The following is a 19,373-nucleotide window of genomic DNA, read 5'->3' on the forward strand; positions in this document are numbered from 1 at the left end:
GGCCTCCGGGGAACGCGGTGTCACCGTATCTGGGCGAAGAATCCCAGCCGCGGGTCCTCCGGTGTGCCGACGAGCAGGGCGCGGTCGAGCAGGATGTTTCCGTGCTCGCAGCTCGTCTCCGGCAGCATCACACAGGCATGGCAGGCGGCCAGGTTCGCGCCCGAGGAGCGTGCCTCGACGCACAGCGGATCCGCGGAGCACCAGGTGGCGCGCCGCAGCGCGGAGCGGAGCGCCTGCGCGAGGCGATCGGGCTCGCCCTGGGCCACCACTCCACCGAGACTGCCGGCGGAGTCGCTGGTCGCCGTGTAGACGAGGAGCCCGGCCATCCCGGCGTCCGTGTACAGGCGCTCGCGGAGAGCCGCGGCGGGGTAGCCGGCCTCCAGACTCCACTCATTGATCAGCACGTGCGCCAGGGTGTGCAGCAACACCATGCGGGGCGTCGCCGGAGAAGGGGGCACTTCATCGGAGGCGGTGGCACGCTCCCGCAGCATGCGGTCGTGGTTGGTGCGCATGCGCTCCACCCGAGCCGCCACCGCCACCTGCCGCGCCCAGTCGTCCAGCCGGTCCTCGTCCAGGCGCACGAAGACACCCTCGCCGCGCACCTCCATGGCCGGAAGCCAGTCGGTCGGCGTCAGGGACAGGGGCGCCTCGTGGCCCTCGGCATTCGACTCAGGGTCCGCGATGCGGGTGAACGCCTTGAGGGCGCGCACCTCGCGCAACCGCTTGACCAGCATGGGCTTTTCCACACCGAAGGGCACGAGGACGGCGGGGTCCGAGACCGGAGGCTCGCACACGAACTGTTCGTCACGGCCCTTGTCCTGCAGGGCGTTGCCGGCGCACAGCCGCTCGTACTCCTGGCGGCGCAGCGCCTGATAGCCGTTCGTCGGGCCCGCGCCCGCGCCGCCGTCCTCGTCCGGGTCCTCCGCCTGTTCGGCCTCGAGCAGCGCCATGACGGCGTCGACCGAGATCGAGTCGTCGCCCCGGAACGCTGCCTTGAGATGGATCTCGATCTCCATGCGCGAGGAATAGGCCCGCAGATCGTCCCAGTGTTCGGCGAGCCTGTCGGCAAGACCGTCGCTCCACGGCGGAATGGACAGAGCCGATTTCAGCACCGGCTGCCAGACGGACGACGAACCGCGCTGGAGCGTCCGCGGCGCCTGCGTGCAGAATTCGACGGGCGCGTCCTTGAGCCAGGGCCGCCTGCCCTCGCAGCGCACCCCGAGGTCGCTCAAGGCCGAGCGGCGGAAGGCACCCTCCATGGAGACCTCCGGCACGCCGCAGGTGCAGGAGATGAGGATGGAGCGCAGCGAGGCGCTCTGGCCGGCGAAACGCATGCGCATCTCGCCGCCGCAGTGCCCGGTTGCGCCTTCCTCCCGGTTGTTGCGGTGCAGCCACTTCCAGTACGGGAAGTCTTCGAGGTGTCCGTCCTCGCACGCGACGACGAAGCGGGACGGCACGAGCGGCTCGTCGTCGCACTCCGTGCACACATTCTTGCCCGGGGGAGGGTTGAAGCCCCGCACATGCTGCAGCGACTGACACTTCGGGCACGAGTGCCACAGCGGAAACCGTCGCACCCGCACTCCGTCCTTGCTCGTGTCCTCGGAGGCCGGGGGGAGCCGGAAGTGGCTCACACCCAGCACTCGGGCGAGCCGGTGCTCGTGGACGATCGGGGCCTCGTCGAGGGGCCAGGTCCGGTAGGCGTCGTCGATGCCGGAGACGATGAACGACTCGTTGTCGACGGCGATCAGCGATCCGACGCCGTACGTGGTGATCATCTGGGAGCGGCGGACCGCCCCGCGGCGGGGCAGTGCGAGACGGGGTGCGGCCGAAACGCCGTCGGCGCCACGCCGGCGACGCTCGCGGGGCGGGGTCATCGGGAGGCCTCCAGAAAGAGAGCGGACTGGGCGTCGACGTCGCGCAGGCTCCACAGGGTGGACCAGGCGTCGTTGTCCTCGGACTCGTCGTCGTAAGGCTTGAGCAGGGCGGGAGTGGGGTTGCCTCGGACAGGCTCGTAGAGCAGGCCGCCGTGGCCCCTCGCCATGTCCCTCCACCAGTCGACGAACTCGTCGAAGGCGTCGGAGGTGTCCTGGAGCTCCGCGCGGGCGACCTGGGAGACGCGGTCCGTCAGCAGCGGCTTGATCTCGGTCTCCAGGCGACTCAGATACGTGTCGATCCGACCGGCGGCGTCGTTCTCCCGCGCCTCCGGGATGAGAATGCGTGTCAGAGCCACCACCACGGCGTGCAGACCACGGTCGCGGGACCGGGCGGAGAACGGGGTCACGGACGTCGACTCCACCTCGCGGTACAGCGCGGAGTGGAAGTGGAGGAAGCTCTCGTAGTGCGAACGGTCCCGCGGCCGCGCCGAGTTGAGCATGACGGCCACCAGACCCGGATGGGCGCGGCCCACGCGGCTCGTGGCCTGGATGTACTCGGCCGTGGTCTGGGGCTGGCCCATCACCGCCATCAGGCCGAGGCGGTCCACGTCGACGCCGACGGCGATCATGTTGGTGGCCAGCAGGACGTCGCGGACGTCGGGGTCCGGGTACCGCTTCTCGATCTCCTTGAGTCGAGCGGGGATCAGGCTCGCGTCCACCCGGCTCGTCAGCTCCGAGTAGCGGTTGGAGACGCGTACCTCGGTGCCGTCCCGTTCGGCGAGGAGGCGCAGATAGTCCTCGACGTCGTCGTTCACCTGGAGCTCGGCGGCCGACAGCAGACGAAGGCTGTTGAAGTAGCCGACCAGCGTCCAGTACGCGTCCCGGACCTCGTCGTTCGTCCCCGCGCACATGGCCTGGTGCAGCAGGGCGGCGTATGTGCGGATGAGAAGGGTGGACTGGCTGGTGCCGGGGGCGAGCAGGCCCACGTAGCGGCGGCTGGCCTTCACCTTGCGGTCGGTCTCCACGGCGAACCAGGAGTCACGCGCGTCCAGGCCCGCCGGCGGGAACTGGCGTACGTCCCGGTCGAAGAGGTTGCGTCCCTGGTCGGAGGCACGGCGGATGGTGGCCGTGGAGGCGATCACCTTCGGCCGGCCGGCAAGAGCGTCGACCGCAGTCTCGTACAGGCCGGTCAACGTGCCCAGCGGTCCGGAGATCAGATGGAGTTCGTCCTGGACGATCAGTTCCGGGGGAGGAGTCCCGTCACCGGCGCGGTCGCGATTGAAGAGCGCGGCCGTCTGCTTGCGCCATGGCATCGAGGCGAACTTGTCGACCGTGGCGATGACGAGGGTGGGACGGGCTTTGTAGACGGTCTCGTCCACCAGATGCACGGGGAGGCCGGAGGCGAAGTCGCAGTCGGGGCCGGGACAACGCACGTCCATACGGACGTCGTCCTCGTCCACCGTGTAGTGGTGGGCGTCCAGCGCCGTCCCGCACCAGGGGCAGGCGTGGAGCTGCACCGGGTTCTCCGTCTGAAGGGTCTGGCCGCCGCGCAGCTTCAGCAGCTTGCCGGCGGCCGTCTTCAGGTCGTTGGGCGTGGCCGACCTGCCGACCCACATGCCGATGGAGATGCCTTCGTGGCCGAGACGCTCCGGATCCGCCCGGCGCATCGCCTCCATCGCGCAGATGAGGATCGTGGCACGCTCGAACTGCTGGAGGGTGAGCAGGCGCAGCGTGTATCGCATGAGCACGGTGACGCCACCGCCGTCGGCCCCGCGGCGCAGCCGGCGCAGGAACGTGGTGAAGGCGATCAGGCCGAGATAGGCCTCGGTCTTTCCACCACCCGTCGGGAACCACAGCAGGTCCGAGATCTTGCGGTCGGGGTGCTTCGGATCGTGGATGCCGCGGAGGCACAGCAGCATGAACGCGATCTGGAAGGGCCGCCAGCGCTGGACCGAGAGGTCGAGGGCGCCCCGACGACCGCCCTTCACCCACGCGCTGCGCGCACGCTGCTCCGCCATCGCGCGGTTGGCCAGCCGGAAGGCCTCCATGACGTCGGGTTCGTCGGCCAGCAGCCGGATGCCCTCGCGCATGCGGCCCAGGGCCTCCCGACAGACGTCGAGCTGAGCATGCGCGGCCTCCTCGTACGAGGTTCCGGCGAGAGAGGCCGCCTCCGAGGCCTTGGCCTCGATCCACTGCTCGTAACCGAGGGCCAACCCGCGCAGTGCGGCGAGCACCTCGTCGTCGGGCTTCTCGGCGAGCCCGAGCATGCCGAGAGCCGAGCTGTCGATCTCCGGGTTGGAGTCGGTCAGCAGCACCTCGTGCGTGGGCAGGAACTCGGTGCGGAGCTCGCTGATCGCGGCACGCTCTATGTCGGTCACTCCGACCGGCGGGGGCGCCCAGTCCCAATGGGCGGAGCAGCCGTGGCCCACGGCGAACGTGGGGGCGTGCCGGTACAGCAGACGGCTCGCCGCAAGCTCGATGTCGTCGGTCGCCACGGCGGGGGCTCGGTCGACGAAGGCGGACGCGCCGTCGGCCGCGCGGACCCGGAGACCGGGCTGGAAAAGGGCGAACGCGTCCTGGAGTTCTCGCTCGCCCACCACCTGCGCGTTGATCAGCGTCACCGTGACGGTGACCGTTCCGGAGGAGGCGTCCGCCGGTCGGACGAGGACGTGCAGTTTCACCTCGCCGGGAACGAGTTCCACCTCCTCGACCCCGGGTCGCGTGACGTCGACCGGCGTGTCCGACAGGTCCAGCTCTCTGCGCCGCCAGTGCTCGCGTTGATCGACCGTGGTCCTGGCCTCCGCGCGCCGGGCCGACACCGCTCGGCCCTCGGCGTCCACCGGGACGTACACGGCGGCTCGCGCGGAGACCACGATCTCGGAGCTGATCTCGGGCGCCACGGCGAAGGTGAGGCCCATGGTCGACGGACGGCGGTCACCGGAGACCGGCGGCTCGAAGGAGACGCCGACGTCCTCCGAGCGGTCGTCTCCGACGATGGGTGCCTCGTCCAGGCCCTCCTGTTCGGAGGCGTCCTCCTCCTGTCGCCGACGCGCCTCGCTGTCGGCCGCCCGGGGAAACAGCACACCGATCGGGTAACGGGTGATGGGGGCGTCCTGGGTGAGGACCTCGACCGGATCGTCCCCGGCGTCGACGTCCGGCCCGAGGAGCTCCCGTCGCAGCCGCGCCACCAGTTCCTCTCGGACCCGGTAGTGCTCGGCGTGCGGGCTGGTCGCGTGCGTCATCCCTCTTCCTCCCCGACACGTTCGCCGCGCCGATGCCTTCCGATTCCGGTGATCCGAGGCGCGATCCACACCCCGTGGCGGCCGAGCCCCGCGTTGGTGCCGGCCGCCGTGCTGCCCGCCACCGCTTCCAGCATGTCCACCCGCAGACCGACGATCTCCGCCGGCCAGCTGACCTCCCAGGACCGAGAGATCGTCTCCACCGCGCACAGGTCCCGCCGGAGGCGCTCGGAGGCCTCGCCGATGACTCGCTCGCGGTGCACCACGTCGTACGGCGGGCTCTCGTCGGGGCCCATGGGCAGGGCATGGCGCATCCGGAGCGTCACCGCGTCCCCCGGACGAACCTGGTCCAGCAGGTAGGCCTGCGTCTCCACGGCGGACATGCCCACCCCGTCCGAACCGGACGGCTGCTCGCGGTGGACGTCTCCCGGCAGGACCTGCATGCCGTAGCGCTCATGCTTCTTCCAACCGCCCAGGTACCAGCGGCCCGTGGGACGGTGACGTCGTATGCGAGCGGTGTCCGGACCGGTCACGTGGTACAGGTCCTCGCGGGCCCGGGTCATGGCGACGTAGAGCGCCCGCGCCTCGGCCGGTACGTCGGAGATCCTCGTGCGCCTTGTTCAACTCGGCGACCGACGGCGGAGACAACAGCAGCACCCGGTCGTACTCCAGGCCCTTGGCCCGATGCACTGTCGAGACGATCAACCGAGCGGTCTCCGGGTCCGCGAGCTCGTCGGGGAAGCGTCCCTCGGCCACGAGACGGCCCACGGCGGCGACGTCGACCAGACCCCTGCCGGTGCGTCGGGTCGCGGCGCGCAACGAACGCCAGCACCGCTGAGGATCCACCCCCGCGGACAGTGGGACACCCCCGAGCAGTTCCAGGAACCGGACCTCCGTGAGGGTCGACGACTCGGCCCGCCGCAACAGTTCGGCCACCCAGTACGGCACGGGTCGATCCTGCAACGAACGCTTCAGCGCGTGCTCGACGCCGTGTTCATGGAGCAGTTCGGAGACGGCGAGCGCCTGACGGTTGTCGCGGGTCAGGATCGCGCAGGTGCCGGGGTACGCCTTCAACGCCTGCAGCGTGAACTCGTCCGCCAGGTCCCCGAGCCCCGGCAGGTCGAACAGCCGGTCACGCAGCTCGGAATGGAGCACCGCGGCCTCCTGGCCGTCCGCGGATGCGGCCGACCTCTGCAGTCTGGCGCCGAGTCCGAGAGCGGTGCGCGCCTCGGGGCTCCTCGCCCGGAAGTTCTCGGTCAGTTCGAGCTCGACCAGGTCGTCGTAGGACGTCCGCAGCCAGGCGAAGAACCGGTCCGTCTCCCCTGCCCGCTCGGCAGGGTCGTCGATCTGGAAGCCGTAGATGCCCTGGGCCGAGTCGCCGACCACAGTGAATCCGCACGACCGCTGGAAACGGTCGAGCAAGGTCTCCACCAGGTCCCGGCGGTCGCCCACCAGATCCTGCGCCTCGTCGATCACCACGTGCGAGGGCCCCCCGAGCTCGCCGGCTTCCACCGCTCCCTTCATGATCGCGTCCGTGGCGGCACGAATCCGCTCGTCGAATCCGCGGGCGGTCCACTCCTCGTCCGGGTAGGCCGACGCGAGCAACTGATACGCCCAGGAGTCGAAGGTCTGGACCCGCACCCTGCGAGCCCGGTCGCCGTGCCGGGCGATGCGGTCCCGCAGCTCACGCACCGCGGCGCGGGAGAAGCTCAGGACGAGGATCTCGCCGGCCTCCAGCGCCTCCTCGGGATCCTCGTGCCCCACCAGGGCGTCGAGACGCCGCACCACCGTGTGCGTCTTGCCGGAACCGGCTCCCGCGGTGACGAGGAGGCGGGTGTCCCACGGGAGGTCGACGACGGCCCGCTGCTCGTCGGTGAGCGGAGGACTGTCGCCGTAGGGGTCGGTCACTTGCTGCTCCACAGGTGCTCGAACTGGGTGAAGGCCAGGGCGGTGTCGAAGTTCTGGACGTTGTCCCGGACGGTGAGGATCAGGCAGGTCTCCTTGCCACCGTTGAGGGGGCCGCGCAGGCCGCGCCCGATCATCTGCTGGTACACGTTGGGGCTGTACACGGGGCGGGCGACGACGACGGCCCGGGTGGCGGGGGCGTCGAAGCCCTGCGTGAGGACGCCGTAGTTGGTGAGGACGCGGATGCGGCCCGCCCGGAAGTCGTCGATCCGTCGGCGGCGGTCGTTGGCCGATGTCGTGGAGTCGACGGCGGAGGCGCTGATCCTCCGGTCGCGGAGCTTGGCCGCCAGGTACTTGGCGTGGTCGACCGACGTCGCGAACACCAGCACGGGCCAGTCCTCCGGCATGTCCGAGATCTCGGCCAGGATGCGAGCGTTGCGGTCGTGGTCGTCCGCCAGCCGCTGCTCGGCCGCCCGGGACAGCAGGCTCAACTGCTCGGCGCGCTGCTTCTCCTCATGGGTGAGGGTGATCGTGCCGCCCTGCAGGAGACGGTGCTCGACCTGCGCCAGCATGCCGAGGCCCTGCAGCTCGCCGTACGCGTCACCGCTCGGGAAGACGCCCTCGTCCAGACGTCGGCCGCCGAAGCGGTTGATCAGGCGGCGCGTCTCCTCCTGGTTGGTGTTACGGAAGGGGGTGGCGGTGAGGCCCAGAAGATGGCGGTCCGTGCGGGAGGCCGTGAGTCCCAGGTGGGCCAGGATGTCGGTGTAGCGGGGCGTGATGGCGGTGTGCGCCTCGTCGACGATGACGAGGGCGGCGCCCCGCAGCCACGCGTAGGCGTCGGCGGCCAGGCAGTTCGGCTGCTGGAGCTTGGCGTCCGTGGCGACGACCAACTGGGGCCGGTCGGTGACAGGAGCCGCCTCGTTCGTGGACCACAGCCGGTTGATGGCCAGCGGCGTCTCCGCGCCGACCTTCTCCCAGACGAACTTCCAGCTCTGCACCGCCTGCTCGCACAACTCCTCGGTCTGGGCGATCCACAGGATCGGCCCGTCGAGCCGCCCCACCTGCTTCACCCACCGGATCACAGCCTCGGCGGTGACGCGCGTCTTGCCCGCTCCGGTCGGCAGGGACAGCATGCCGCGCTGGGGGACGATGCGGTCCAACATGGTGAAGACGTTGGCGGCCAACCGCTCCTGGTAGTCGTGCAGTCGAGGGAAGTGCCGAGGCCCGTCCACGTCGATCCGCGGCTCCAGGGACGGCGCCCTGAAGCCGGCGAAGGCGTCCGGGAAACGGAGGTCCGCGACGAAGGCCACCGCGGTGGAGGCGCCCGTGAAGGACGCCGGAGCATGGCTGGGGTAGAGGTTCTGCAGGTCGCGGGCATGCGTCTGCAGGATGCCGTCCCCGTGCGCGTTGAACGCCATCTGCGCGATGCGGTGACCGTCGGGCTCGGCTCCGCCGTTCTCCGCGCGCTCACCGTCCATCAGGCCGGCGGGAAGACGGTCCCGGAGAGTCTCGGCCCCCAGCAGCAGAAGCAGCTTGGCCACCACGTCGTCGGCCTCGCGCACGGCCTTCAGCGCGTTCTTGACCTTCTGGTCCTGCTCCTGACGCTGCTGCGCCTCCAGTACCTGCCGGCAACCGGACTCGCCCATCCGCCAGTGGAGTTCCCGATCCACGGCCATCAGGGCCTCCAGCGGCGTGGCCGGCTCCAGCACGAGAACCACCGACCCCTGCAGGCTGCTGTTCAGCGTCTTCGGCTTCATGCCGTTGGGGGTGCGCGTCACTTCTTCGAGAGCGTTGCAACGCTGCAGGGTGTACTGGTCCACCTGCGAACCGCGCAGCTGGCGCAGCGTGGGGTACGCCTCCTTGAGCGGGACCGGCTCGCCGGCCGGCTCGTAGCGGGTCTCACGACTGATGACATCGGCGTACGGCAGCATGCCCCACTGCTTGACGAGCAGCGCGGCGTCGTCGACCGACGCGGTCAGCAGGGCGGGCAGCCCCTCGGCACGCAGCGCCCGGTACTCCTCCTGCGACGAGGCGACGGCGATCTCGCCGTCGGGGCGTGTGCCCCATGCGTCGCCGATCCGACAACGGGTGAGCGTGTCCTCGGGGAAGGACACCTCCAGACGCGTCAGGAGCACGTACGTGTTGCCGACGAACGCGTCGTCCTCGCTGTGCTGGAGCTTTTCCAGGAGCTGGTTCCAGAGGGCGTCCGGCACCTCCTCGACGCTCGCGGGGAGGCGAAGTTTCCGGGCCTTGTCGGCGCTGATCTGGGCGACCGGCAGCACATCGCTGTAGCCGGAGAGCTGCGGGCCGACCGCTTCGGAGACGCGACGCAGGCCCTGCGACGTCGGGACGAGGCCGTGCTGCTTGAGCATCCAGCGCACCGGCGAGGCCACGGCTCGACGGGTACCGACCTGGGCCCCCACCTGCAGCGTCCAGTTGTCGACGAGGGCGTCCTCGGGCAGCACCTTCAGGAAGTCGGCCCGGGCCCGGTCCGAGAGCCGGGGCAGCAGGTGCAGGGGTCCGCCGATGGCGGCGCCCTCCAACTTGATCCTTGCGAGCGTGGGGCGGGCCGTCTGGTCGGGCGGCAGGGCCGCGCAGTAGGCCCTGTGCATGACCTCCCGGTACTGCTCGAACCACGGCTCGTCCTCCGGGCGGTGCCCTCCGGTGGGCCGGTCACGCAAACCCACCTCGCGGAGAGAAGGCCATGTCGTCGGAGTGGAACCGGGCGTCCACGGCGACCTCGGGATCCGATTCCGCCGTCACGACCGGTCCGGGCAGCAGACAGTCCCGCATCGGGTGGAAGCGTCCGGCGGAGGTGCGGACGTGGAGAGTCGACAGCGGATCGGCCACCCGCCGAACCACCTCGTGCGACAGGCGACCACTCCCCGCCTGGTGGAACAGCTCCCAGAACCGGGTCCACTCCTGCGGCCCGTAGGAGGTGAATCCCTGCTCCAGCACGCTGACGAAGCGGCCCTGGACGTCCGCCTCGCGGATACCGAGCTCGGTGAGGGCGCTCGTGAGTGTCGGATCGTCGGACAGGGCGCTGTCGACGTAGACGAGGGACTCGCGCAGTCCGTCCTGGTCGGTGCGGCGGAACACCTTGCCGACGACCGGAGCCACCATGCCGTGCTCCTCGGTAAGCACGACGCGCGCCGCCCGTGCCTCGCCGGCGTACGGGGAGGCGGACCGGATCATGTCGGCGACGATGCGGACGGCGGTGGCGGACGCCTCGGGGGTCCCGTCGGCGACCAGCGCCTCCAACCACTCCCGGACCGAGGTGCGTTCGCGCCTGGCGGCCTTGAGGATGTGCTCGACCTTGCCGGAGCGAAGATCGGTGGCCTCCACCGACGGGTGCAGCCAGTCGGCGGGTCGGCCGGGGTGGGAGTTCCACAGCGTCAGCCAGCGCACCAGCGACTTGTTGTCCTTGCCCAGGGACGGGTGGATGTTCAGGTCGCGCGGCACCCGCAGCCGACCGTCCTGGTCCGGCAGCGAGGGACGGTGAGCGGTGGCCTCCCAGATCCGCTCGGTGAGATAGCGGTCGGCCCAACTGACCGTCTCGGACTCGCGGGAGCGTCCGGGAAGGAGCGGCAGATAGGCGGCCGGGTCCTCGGCGGGAGCCAGCTCGGGCAGCGACTCGACCACCAGTCGGGCCGCCACCCGGATCATCTCCTGGTTGAACGGGGAGGAGTCCAGCAGGTTCTGCCGGTCCTCGTTGGTCTTCCAGGCCCCGTTGAGGATGCCGCTCAGCGTCATCTCGTACTTGGTGGGGAAGAAGGACCAGAACCGACCCCGGCCCTGGTGAGAGGCCAGCAGCCCGTTGGCCGCCTTCTCGTACTCGCGCACCGCCCACGAGATGTCGAGCGAGACCCGGTCGTGCAGTTCGCCCGCACTGGAGCGGGCGTCGGCGGTCGGCTCGTGGGTGAGGGTGAAGACTCGCCACCGGATGGCCGAGGGGTGCCGGCCCGGGCGTTCCTCCCGCACGGTGTGCAGCTCGCGTTCCCGCTCCACCGTGAGGGTCCGTCGGACGACGGGGCGCGGGCGGCGGTCCTCCAGGGTCACCTTGGCGACGTGGGGGGAGAAGAGCTGGAACCCGACGGGGAACTCCTCCCGGCCGCCCGACGGGCCTCCGTGCATGTCCTGGCCGAGTCGATCGGCCGCTCCGTCGAGCAGCGGCAGCCGCACCACGGTGGTGGCCCAGCCGAGGAGTTCGTCGAGCACGGGGTCGGCGACCCGCTCGGCGGCCTCGTCCAGCGGGCGGGCCATGCGCAGCACGGGGGCCTCGAACTCCTCGCCCAGACGGGCCGTCACGCCGGGGACGGCACGGATCTGCGCATGGGCCCACTCGCGATCGAAGCCGAAGGCGCCGGTCCGACTGAAGAATTGGGGCGTGTCGGTCACGACGAGTACGGACTTCACGCCGACGCCGAAGCGTCCGATCTGGCCGCCGCGCTTTCGGGACATGCTCATACGGAGAATGGTTTCCGCGCCTTCGGCGGTGACGGGATCTCCCTCGTTGGCGCAGTAGAGACGTTCGTCCGTGAGGACGACGTGCACGCGGCCGCCGGGCTGGGCGGCGATTTCGTCGGCGGCGTTCTGCACGAGTTCGAAGAGCTGCCGGTCGCCGTATCCGCCCTGGGTGATTCGCCTTTCCCCGTTGGCATGTTCAGGAATGAGGCCCGGATCGACCGCGTACGTCTGGAGGACGCGGGAGGACTGTTCGAGCACGGTCTTGATCACGGGGAGCGCTTCGGGGGACACAGGACTCCGTTCCTGGAGCGACGGCCTGAGCGGCATAGGTGACGCTGAATCAGATGCCTTGCGAGGTAAGGATGATGGCATGGACGCTGCTTTGGTGAAGGCGGTTCCGAAGCCCTCGCTGAATTTCCGAGGGGAGACGGGGAATTGCGACGCGAGTGGCCTGGAAAAGTGAAGCGGGCGCGTTGAAGTGGCCCGAGGCGGTACTGCGTGTGCCGTCGCCGAAAGAGAGTGTTCAGAGAAAGACGGCACACTTCTGCCATGGCATCGGAGAAAATGTTTCTTCCGGGGCGGGTGGGGCCGCTGGAGGGACCGTACTCGGCAATGTCGAGGCGACGCAAGGGGATTCGGAGGACTGACTCTCGACTCAGATATGGATGAACGGGATGGATCGGACGAAGGTGATTGAGGGGATTCGGGTTCGAGCTCGGACCTCTGGTCAAAGGTTGTTTGACAAGGGAGTTGGCTGTCAAAGGGCGCGGTAGGGTGGACGTCGTCCGAGGCAGTGAAGCAGGACCGAGAGCAGGTGACCGTGGACGCAGGCGAGGACTTCGGCCCATGGCTGGCGCGGCAGTTGAAGCTCGCCGACATGACACAGACCGAGTTGGCCCAGGCGGTGGAGGTGACGCGAGCGGCCGTGTCGGCGTGGATCACCGGGCGGGCCGCACCGCGCCCGGAGACGATCGAGCGCATCGCCCGGGCCTTGAAAACCGATCTGGCCACGATGCACACCCGCACCACCGACACCCAGGCCGGCCTGCCCGTCGCCTGGTATCACCGGCCCGGCTATTCCGACGGCGGACGTGACGGCGGCAATGCCGCGGCCTTCGCCTTCGACGCGGACGTCCAGGTCCTCGCCCGGGAGACCTGTCAGAACAGCCTCGACGAGCGGTTGACGGAGAACGGTCGCCCGGTCCGCGTTCGGTACACCATCCATGAGCTCACCGGCGAGAAGCTGGAAGCGTTCCGCAAGGCCATCCTCTGGGACGAACTCCACCCGCACTACATGGCGGTGTCGCAGTCCGCTTCCCATCAGAAGGTGGGGCGGGTCGTGGACGCCGGTGTCCGAGACATGTTCGAGAAGGGCCGGTTGGTCCTGCTGCGTATCGACGACTACAACGCCTCCGGTCTCACCGGTGACGACTACGACGACGGCAAGTTCGCCGCCGTCGTGCGTCGCCAGCTGGAGAGCCTCAAGTCGGGGCGGGACGCGGGCGGTTCCTACGGCCTGGGCAAGGCGACGCTCTGGGCGACGAGCGCGCTCGGCATGGTGCTGATCAACTCCACACTGTCCGTACCCCACGAGGGCCGAACCGAGCGGCGCGTCATCGGACGACTGGAGTTGCCCTGGCGTTCCGTAGGCGACAGAACGTGTGCCGGTCCCGCCTGGCTCGGGCGGCCCGACCCCGATAGGCCGGGCGGGGACGTGGTTCGCTCCTGGTGGGCCGACGAGGAGACGGTCGAGAACCTCTACCTGACCCGTGACAGCGACGACCCCGGCACCTCCTTCCTCATCGTCGGTGCCCATGACGTGGCCAGCCTCGACCAGGGCGGTTCGAGCCCCGACACGGACGACGAGGACGGGGACGAGGACGACGGGACCCGTGACATCGAAGCCATGCACAGACGACTGGTCGAGGCACTGGGGCGGAACTTCTGGGCCGCGATGACCGGCGGTGAAGGCCGGCTCCCTCTCCTGGAGACCTCGGTACGCACTCTTCGCAACGGCGAGGTCGTCATCGAGGAGCAGAAGGTCGACCCGACCGACGAACAGCCCTCTCGGACCCGGGCGTTGCGTGCCTTCTACGACGGGACGACCGTGGACCGGCTCACCGAGGCCGGTCAGGTCGCCCTGCGCACGGTCCCGCTCCGGCTGCCTCTCTCAGGCGGACGCCGTGGCGTGCTCGGAACGCACCCCGCAGTTCTGCTGGTCACGAGTGCCGAGGACAGGGACGGCATCCCGAACCAGGTCCACTCGCTGCGCGGCAACCGCATGACCATCAAGAAGTCGGGTGTCGCCGGGCTCCCGCTGGGAGTCAACGCCTTCCAGGCCGTTCTCCTGACGGGGCACGCCGCCGGAGATTCGGCTCCCTTCGCAGACGAGGCCGAAGAGTTTCTGCGCGCCGCCGAGCCGCCGGAGCACGACAGTTGGGGACAGACCGAGGAGTTGACCCTCCGCTGGTCCCACACCGCGCACCATCGCATCAAACGGTTGACCACCGAGGTCAACGCGGCGGTGAAGGACCTGGTCGCCCGGCCGAGGCGTTCCGGCGGCGAGGGGGGCGCGAAACTGCGGAAGGCACTCACTGTTCCGCGCAAGTCCGGGCCCAGGCGTGGTTCGGGCGTGGTGCTTCCCGAGTTGGACGGACTCGACGCCTCCATCGGCGCGGCTGGGGAGTGGCAGATCACGGCCGAGGTGAAGCTGCCTCGTGGTGACGAACTGCCCATCATGACACCGGTGGTTCTGCTCGACGTGCGCTCCGGCAGCCGCCCCAAGCTCGATTGGGCCGAACTCGTCGCCATGGACGGCTGTGAGGTCGAGGACGGTGCGCTGCGCTTCACGCCTGGTGCCCGTCGCGCCGTCTTCCGGGGTTCCACCGACGTGAGCGGCCATCCGGTTCGTACCGCCCTCACCCGTCTCGTTCTCGAACTGCGTGCCGGCAAGGGGGAGTGAGACATGAAGTTCTACCCGTACAAGAGGCTGAACCGCCCGATCGCCCTACGTGTGACCTCGGCTTCCCTCAAGCTGCCCGACGGCTCCCGAGACCACCTGGACACCTCGGCGTTCTCCACGCAGCAGCGGACCGTGGCCCTCGGCGTGGCGCAGCACGAAGACTGGGTGTCGGCCAGGATCGGCCTCTCCGCCACTTTGCCGCCCGGCGCCACCGCTCCCGACGCCCCGTGGAGCGAACTGCGTGTCCTGGCGGTGCTCGCCGACGGGGAGACCAACGTGCGTACCTCCGTCGAGCTGCGGCAGGACGCCCCGGGGAGCAAGGAGTGGTCCGGAGCCATCGAGGTGTTCCGGGACGACCATGTCGGCCGTGCCGGTCTCGCCGTCCATGCCGTCGCCACGGTCGACGATGTGCCCGGCCGAGCGATCGCCGAGACCGACGAGGACTGGACCGTCGATGTGACCGCCGAGGAGCCCCTCGGTGGTCTGCGCCTCGACGTGAAGCAGACGAGTTTCTCCAAGAGCGCACGGGACTGGCTGAATGCCTACTCCGACGCGCCCTGGATCGTGGATGCCTCGGGCCGGCTACCGACTGTGCTGGTCAACACCGACATCGAGGGATTCTCCGATCTCCTCGGCGGTGAAAGCGGAGGCATCGAGAGCAGGGTCCACGAGATGCTGGTCTCGCAGATGGCCACCGACGTCTGGACCGCGGTGTTCCACAGCTCTGTGGGCGACCTGGAGACCGAACCCGACGGCTCGCCGATCTTCCCCACCGACTGGCAGGGCGAGGTGCTGCGGGAGATGCTCCCCGACGTGGTGCCGGGCATGCACGTCGAGGAGGCGCTCCGCCAGGTCCACCGGCGCCGCACCGGCGATGCGGGGTGGGTGGAGCTCCAGACGCGCATCCACTACGCGGCAGTGCGTCGAGCGGGAGCGAGTAAGGCGCTCGCCAACGCCTTGCGCGGACTCCAGCAGATGAACCGAGGGGACAGAGCATGATCGAGAAGCCGCACCACGTTCCCGACCGCCTCGGTCTGCTGTCCGCGGCGGCGGCCGAACCCTTCCTCACCGAGGACCTGCTCAAGGGGGTCGAGGGCCACGGGGGCGTCGATCTCGCCAGGGTCGTCGATCCGTTGCCGGAGGACGACCCTCGGTGGGAGGCCGAACCGTTGAGGGAACTCGTGGAGGACGCCATGCACGAGTTCCGGGACAATCGGACCCATGCCGATGCCTGGCTGGCCCCACGGCTGCACGCCGCTCTGCGGATCGTTCGGCGAGAGGCCGCGGACCGAAGACTCTGGAACCATCTCGCGTTGGCCGTCGCGCCGGACTACGTTGCGTGGCGGCACCTGTCGACGCCGGCGTCGGAGCAGAGCGAGTCGCGTATCAACCCGGCCCGCTTCAGGGGAGCGCTCGACCGTCAGTGCTTCTCGCGCCTGTGGTGGGCGGCGGAGATGTTCCGGGACGGAGCCGACTACTCCCCGGTGGTGACGGCCTGCGCCAACCAGGATCTGATCCACTCCGCTCTGCGACGAGATCTGATCGACCACCGTCCCACCGCGCAGGCACTGGTGCGCGTCCTGGGGCGAGGGATCGCCACCACCGGTCGTGAGATCGAGGGCCTCATGACGGCGATCAGCGCAGCCGGCGCGACCCTCGTCTATGACGCGCTGGCTCCGGACGAGCCGCGCGACCCCGAGGCGCTGCGCCAGTGGGTGGCGGAGGCCGAGTCCGCACCACCGGTCCCGCGGCGCTCCCTGCCGGCCGGGCCCGACGAGGAGCCCGTCCCGGAGGACTCGGTGGCCGCACTCACCGAGTTCTTCGCCGAACTCTTCGAGACGGCCCCGGTCAGGGGACGTACGCCCCAGGGCTGAGTTCGCGGATCAACTTCCGTCGAGAGCAGGCCTCTTCAGGTCGCGGTGGTCACAGATCTTCACGGGCTTCCCGGGCTTCCAGGACTCCAGGTCCGCGGCGGCCCGCTTCAACCTGTCCTTGGCCTCGTCGCGGCTCAGTTCGGGCTCGAGCACGTGCCGCAGCACATGCAGGGCAAGCCTGGGAGGCACGGCGTTGCCGATCTGCTGCGGCACGTCGTTGCCCTTCCAGGGGTAAGCGACAGGGAACGTCTGGAGCACTCCTGCCTCGGCGGGGCTGAAGCGGTTGAACTCGTCGAGGTCGGTGTCGGTGCCCTTGTGGACCACGCGGTTACGGGACACCTTCCCGGTGATCGTGGCCGAAGGGGCGTCGTGGTCGCGTCGGCCGCGCGCCTCGGGGATCCCGCCGGTCCCGTAGTTCGAGACAACGGTGAAAGCAGGGCGCTTGGGAAGATCCCGCTTGATGCCACGGGCCCTTTTGAGCGCCTTCTCCATGGAGACCCAGCTCTCCTTCGATGTCTCCAGCGGGAGCATGTCCGCGTGGCGACCGGCCTTCGACGACCGGGTGGCGGAGCCGCCCGGCTGGTAGCGCTCGTGGGTCTCCTCCACTTCCGGGAGGTGGCCGGGACGGACTCCGCCCTGGAGGGCGGCGCGATCGAGGCGAGCCATCAGCACTGCGCGTCGTCGGGTCTGCGGTACGCCGAAGGCCTCGGTGTGCATGAGCTGTGTCCCGGTCCGATAGCCGAGGGTGCCGAGGACCTTGGCATACTCCGTCCACACCGGCATCACCGCGGGCACCTGCTCCAGGACGACGGCTTCGTAGGGCTTCAGGCCGGGGCGCCTGCTGCGTTCGATGACCCACCACAGGGGTTGCAGAACCAACCCCGTCCGCTCGTCCCCCAGATCCTCGAGCTTGTCCTTCGCCTTGTCGAGCTCGTCGCTCAGGTCGCTGAACTCCCTGAGCAGACCCTTGAGCGTGTCATCCGTGGTGTCGAGGGTGTGCGGTGCCTTCAGCTTCTTCAGGAACTGCCGGACTTCTTCCGCAGGGGTCCCCGACTCCGCCAGCCTGTGCTTCATGGCCTTGCGCTTCGTGGCCCTGAGCTCCTCGATCCTGCGCTTGTCGGCCCTGACTTCCTTGGCTTCGAGCTCTCTGATCCTCAGCTCCTCGGAGATGTTCCTCCACGTGCGGAAGATCTGCGCCCAGTCCCGGCCGTTCTCGGGGTGCACGGCCTCGTGCAGGCGCTCGATGTACTGGATCACCTCGTCCAGCGCTCTACGGCCCGCCCCGTGTCCGGCCACGGTGAACGTCTGGCAAGGGGGCCCACCGGTCAGCACCTGGGCCGCAGGGAAGAAGGCGGCGCGGTAGCGTCGGACATCGCCCTGGAACGTGTGCATCCCCGCCTTGCTGCGGGTGGCGCACGCCCCCGGGTCCCACTCGATGCCGGTCACCTCGTAGCCCAGAACCGTCGCGGCCACATCCAGTCCACCCGGTCCCGCAAAAAGGTCGACGATCACGCGGGGTTTGTCCTGGTTTGCGTCCGGATGAGGTGCTGGGGTCATGAGGTGGAAGTGTAGCCGGCGATGCGAGGCGGCCGTTGCCGTACGTCGGGGTCGGTCGAATGGCCGCAACAACGGCTCCCACCTGGCATCTCTTCGCTCACGAGCGAAGTGCCTCGGCGACGGCCCGACCGAGCGCTTCGCCCACGGGCGGAGGAGAGGCGTGCCCGACCTGGCGGTAGCGGGCCGTCTTCTTCCCGGTGATCAACCATTCGGTGGGGAATCCCTGGAGGAGGGCCGTCTGCTCAATGGTGAGCCGCACCAGGCCGTCCCTGCCCAGTTCGGGCGCCCACGAGAAGTCCGGTCCCGGGATCTCGTCACCCAATGAGTGGGCGTTCACCCCCAGCTTCTCCCACTTCCTCTTGGCTCCGGAAGGTCCCAGGTCCGCCCCACCGCGGTTCTTCGATCCGCCGACCAACGTCGGAGCCACGGTGGCCGCCTGGACCGCCCACCGGTCGGCGTCCCGCCAACCGCGCGACCGCATGGAATCCTTCAGAGTCTCGCCGACCGACACGTGGTCCGCCGCAGTGGGGGCCGGGGGCCGAAAGGCCGGGAACCACTCTTTCTTGATGGCGATCAGCACGCCCTGCTTGCGATCCTGCGGCACGCCGAAGTCGGCGGCGTTGAGCACGAAAGCGCTGAACTGGTAGCCCAGATGCTCCAGTTCTGCACGGGCGAACTCCCGGAAGTCACGGAACCTGTCGCTGTGCGCCAGCGTGGGCACGTTTTCCACGAGGAGCGCCCGGGGCCCGACGGCGTGGGCGAGGTAGACGGCGGCCTTCAGGAGTCGCTCCTCGTCCCCGGACTCGGCCCGCACCGTCGTGGCGTTCGACTTCACCCGAGGCAGCCCCGCCGACAGCAGATCCACGTCGTAGCTCTCGGGATGCTCGCTCGGATCGAAGTCGAGAAGATCCGCCTGGAGCACGTTCCAGTGCGGACGGTTGGCCCGCAGGGTCCGGCAGGCGTCGTCGTCCTCGTCCAGCAGCAGGCGCGGCTCGAAGCCGGCCCGCTCCAGTCCCAGGGCGAGCCCGCCCGCCCCCGAGCACACGTCGACGAAGGTCAGCCCGTTCAACGATTTCTCCCCCGGCCCAGTTGTGTCTTGCGCCGCTCCACCGCCGCCGCGACCCTCACCGCCACATCCTCCGGTGCCTCGTGCTCCCAGAAGCGCAGCACCTGCCAGCCGGCGGACGTGAGGTGTTCGGTCGTCTCGGCGTCGCGGGCCATGTTGCGGTCCAGCTTCCGGCGCCACCACTCGGCGTTGGACTTCGGCTGGGTGGCGTGCTGCGGGCAGCCGTGCCAGAAGCATCCGTCGATCAGGACGGCGACCTTGACCGAGGTGAAGGCCACGTCGATGCGGCGGCGGGCCATGCCCGGGACCGGGTACTCGACGCGGTAGCGCAGTCCCGCGGCGTGGAGGAGGCGTCGGACGGCGAGCTCGCAGCCCGTGTCCTTGCTGGCCTGCCGGCTCATCCGGGCCGAGACGGCCGGGGACAACGGC

At 69.6% G+C, this 19,373-nt stretch carries 8 protein-coding genes and 2 pseudogenes; 3 read left to right on the top strand and 7 right to left on the bottom strand.

The genetic code is table 11. The annotated features are described in order from the left end of the window. Window positions 1-20: 20 nt before the first annotated feature. The 4 genes and pseudogenes from drmB to RKD23_RS23680 form a co-directional block, all read right to left on the bottom strand. Window positions 21-1,874 carry a DrmB family protein gene (drmB, locus tag RKD23_RS23665; protein WP_424855480.1) on the bottom strand — a complete coding sequence of 618 codons (1,854 nt, stop codon included), beginning with the start codon at window positions 1,872-1,874 and terminating at the stop codon, window positions 21-23. Then, entirely contained in the window at window positions 1,871-5,116 is a 3,246-nt protein-coding gene (locus tag RKD23_RS23670) for a helicase-related protein (RefSeq protein WP_424855481.1), read from the bottom strand. The genes drmB and RKD23_RS23670 overlap by 4 nt, the downstream gene beginning before the upstream one ends. Beyond that, window positions 5,113-7,021, bottom strand: a pseudogene (locus RKD23_RS23675) (UvrD-helicase domain-containing protein). The gene RKD23_RS23670 and the pseudogene RKD23_RS23675 overlap by 4 nt, the downstream one beginning before the upstream one ends. Next, a pseudogene (locus tag RKD23_RS23680) lies at window positions 7,018-11,812 on the bottom strand (DEAD/DEAH box helicase). The pseudogenes RKD23_RS23675 and RKD23_RS23680 overlap by 4 nt, the downstream one beginning before the upstream one ends. Window positions 11,813-12,305: 493 nt before the next feature. On the opposite strand from RKD23_RS23680, the gene RKD23_RS23685 reads away from it, so the two are divergent. From RKD23_RS23685 to RKD23_RS23695, 3 genes are read left to right on the top strand one after another with little or no spacing between them, the layout of a single operon-like run. Next, window positions 12,306-14,447, top strand: a complete 2,142-nt coding sequence (locus RKD23_RS23685; RefSeq protein ID WP_424858318.1) for a helix-turn-helix transcriptional regulator — start codon at window positions 12,306-12,308, stop codon at window positions 14,445-14,447. A 3-nt stretch (window positions 14,448-14,450) separates the two neighbouring features. After that, window positions 14,451-15,446 carry a hypothetical protein gene (locus tag RKD23_RS23690; protein ID WP_424855482.1) on the top strand — a complete coding sequence of 332 codons (996 nt, stop codon included), beginning with the start codon at window positions 14,451-14,453 and terminating at the stop codon, window positions 15,444-15,446. Then, window positions 15,443-16,321 (top strand): DUF6339 family protein, encoded by an 879-nt coding sequence (locus RKD23_RS23695; protein WP_424855483.1) that lies wholly within the window; start codon window positions 15,443-15,445, stop codon window positions 16,319-16,321. Before RKD23_RS23690 ends, RKD23_RS23695 begins: the two co-directional genes overlap by 4 nt. Window positions 16,322-16,330: 9 nt before the next feature. On the opposite strand, the gene RKD23_RS23700 is transcribed toward RKD23_RS23695, so the two are convergent. From RKD23_RS23700 to RKD23_RS23710, 3 genes are all read right to left on the bottom strand, one after another. Further along, window positions 16,331-17,878: a DNA cytosine methyltransferase gene (locus RKD23_RS23700; protein ID WP_424855484.1), complete on the bottom strand. Its 1,548-nt coding sequence runs from the start codon at window positions 17,876-17,878 to the stop codon at window positions 16,331-16,333. 97 nt (window positions 17,879-17,975) lie between these two features. Then, on the bottom strand, window positions 17,976-18,947 hold the full coding sequence (locus RKD23_RS23705) for a DNA cytosine methyltransferase (RefSeq protein WP_424855485.1): 972 nt from the start codon (window positions 18,945-18,947) through the stop codon (window positions 17,976-17,978). Further along, window positions 18,944-19,345, bottom strand: a complete 402-nt coding sequence (locus RKD23_RS23710) for a very short patch repair endonuclease (protein WP_424858319.1) — start codon at window positions 19,343-19,345, stop codon at window positions 18,944-18,946. Before RKD23_RS23710 ends, RKD23_RS23705 begins: the two co-directional genes overlap by 4 nt. Between the last annotated feature and the right edge of the window lie 28 nt (window positions 19,346-19,373).

This window comes from Streptomyces sp. SAI-170, from assembly GCF_049739565.1.
Taxonomy (GTDB): Bacteria; Actinomycetota; Actinomycetes; order Streptomycetales; family Streptomycetaceae; genus Streptomyces.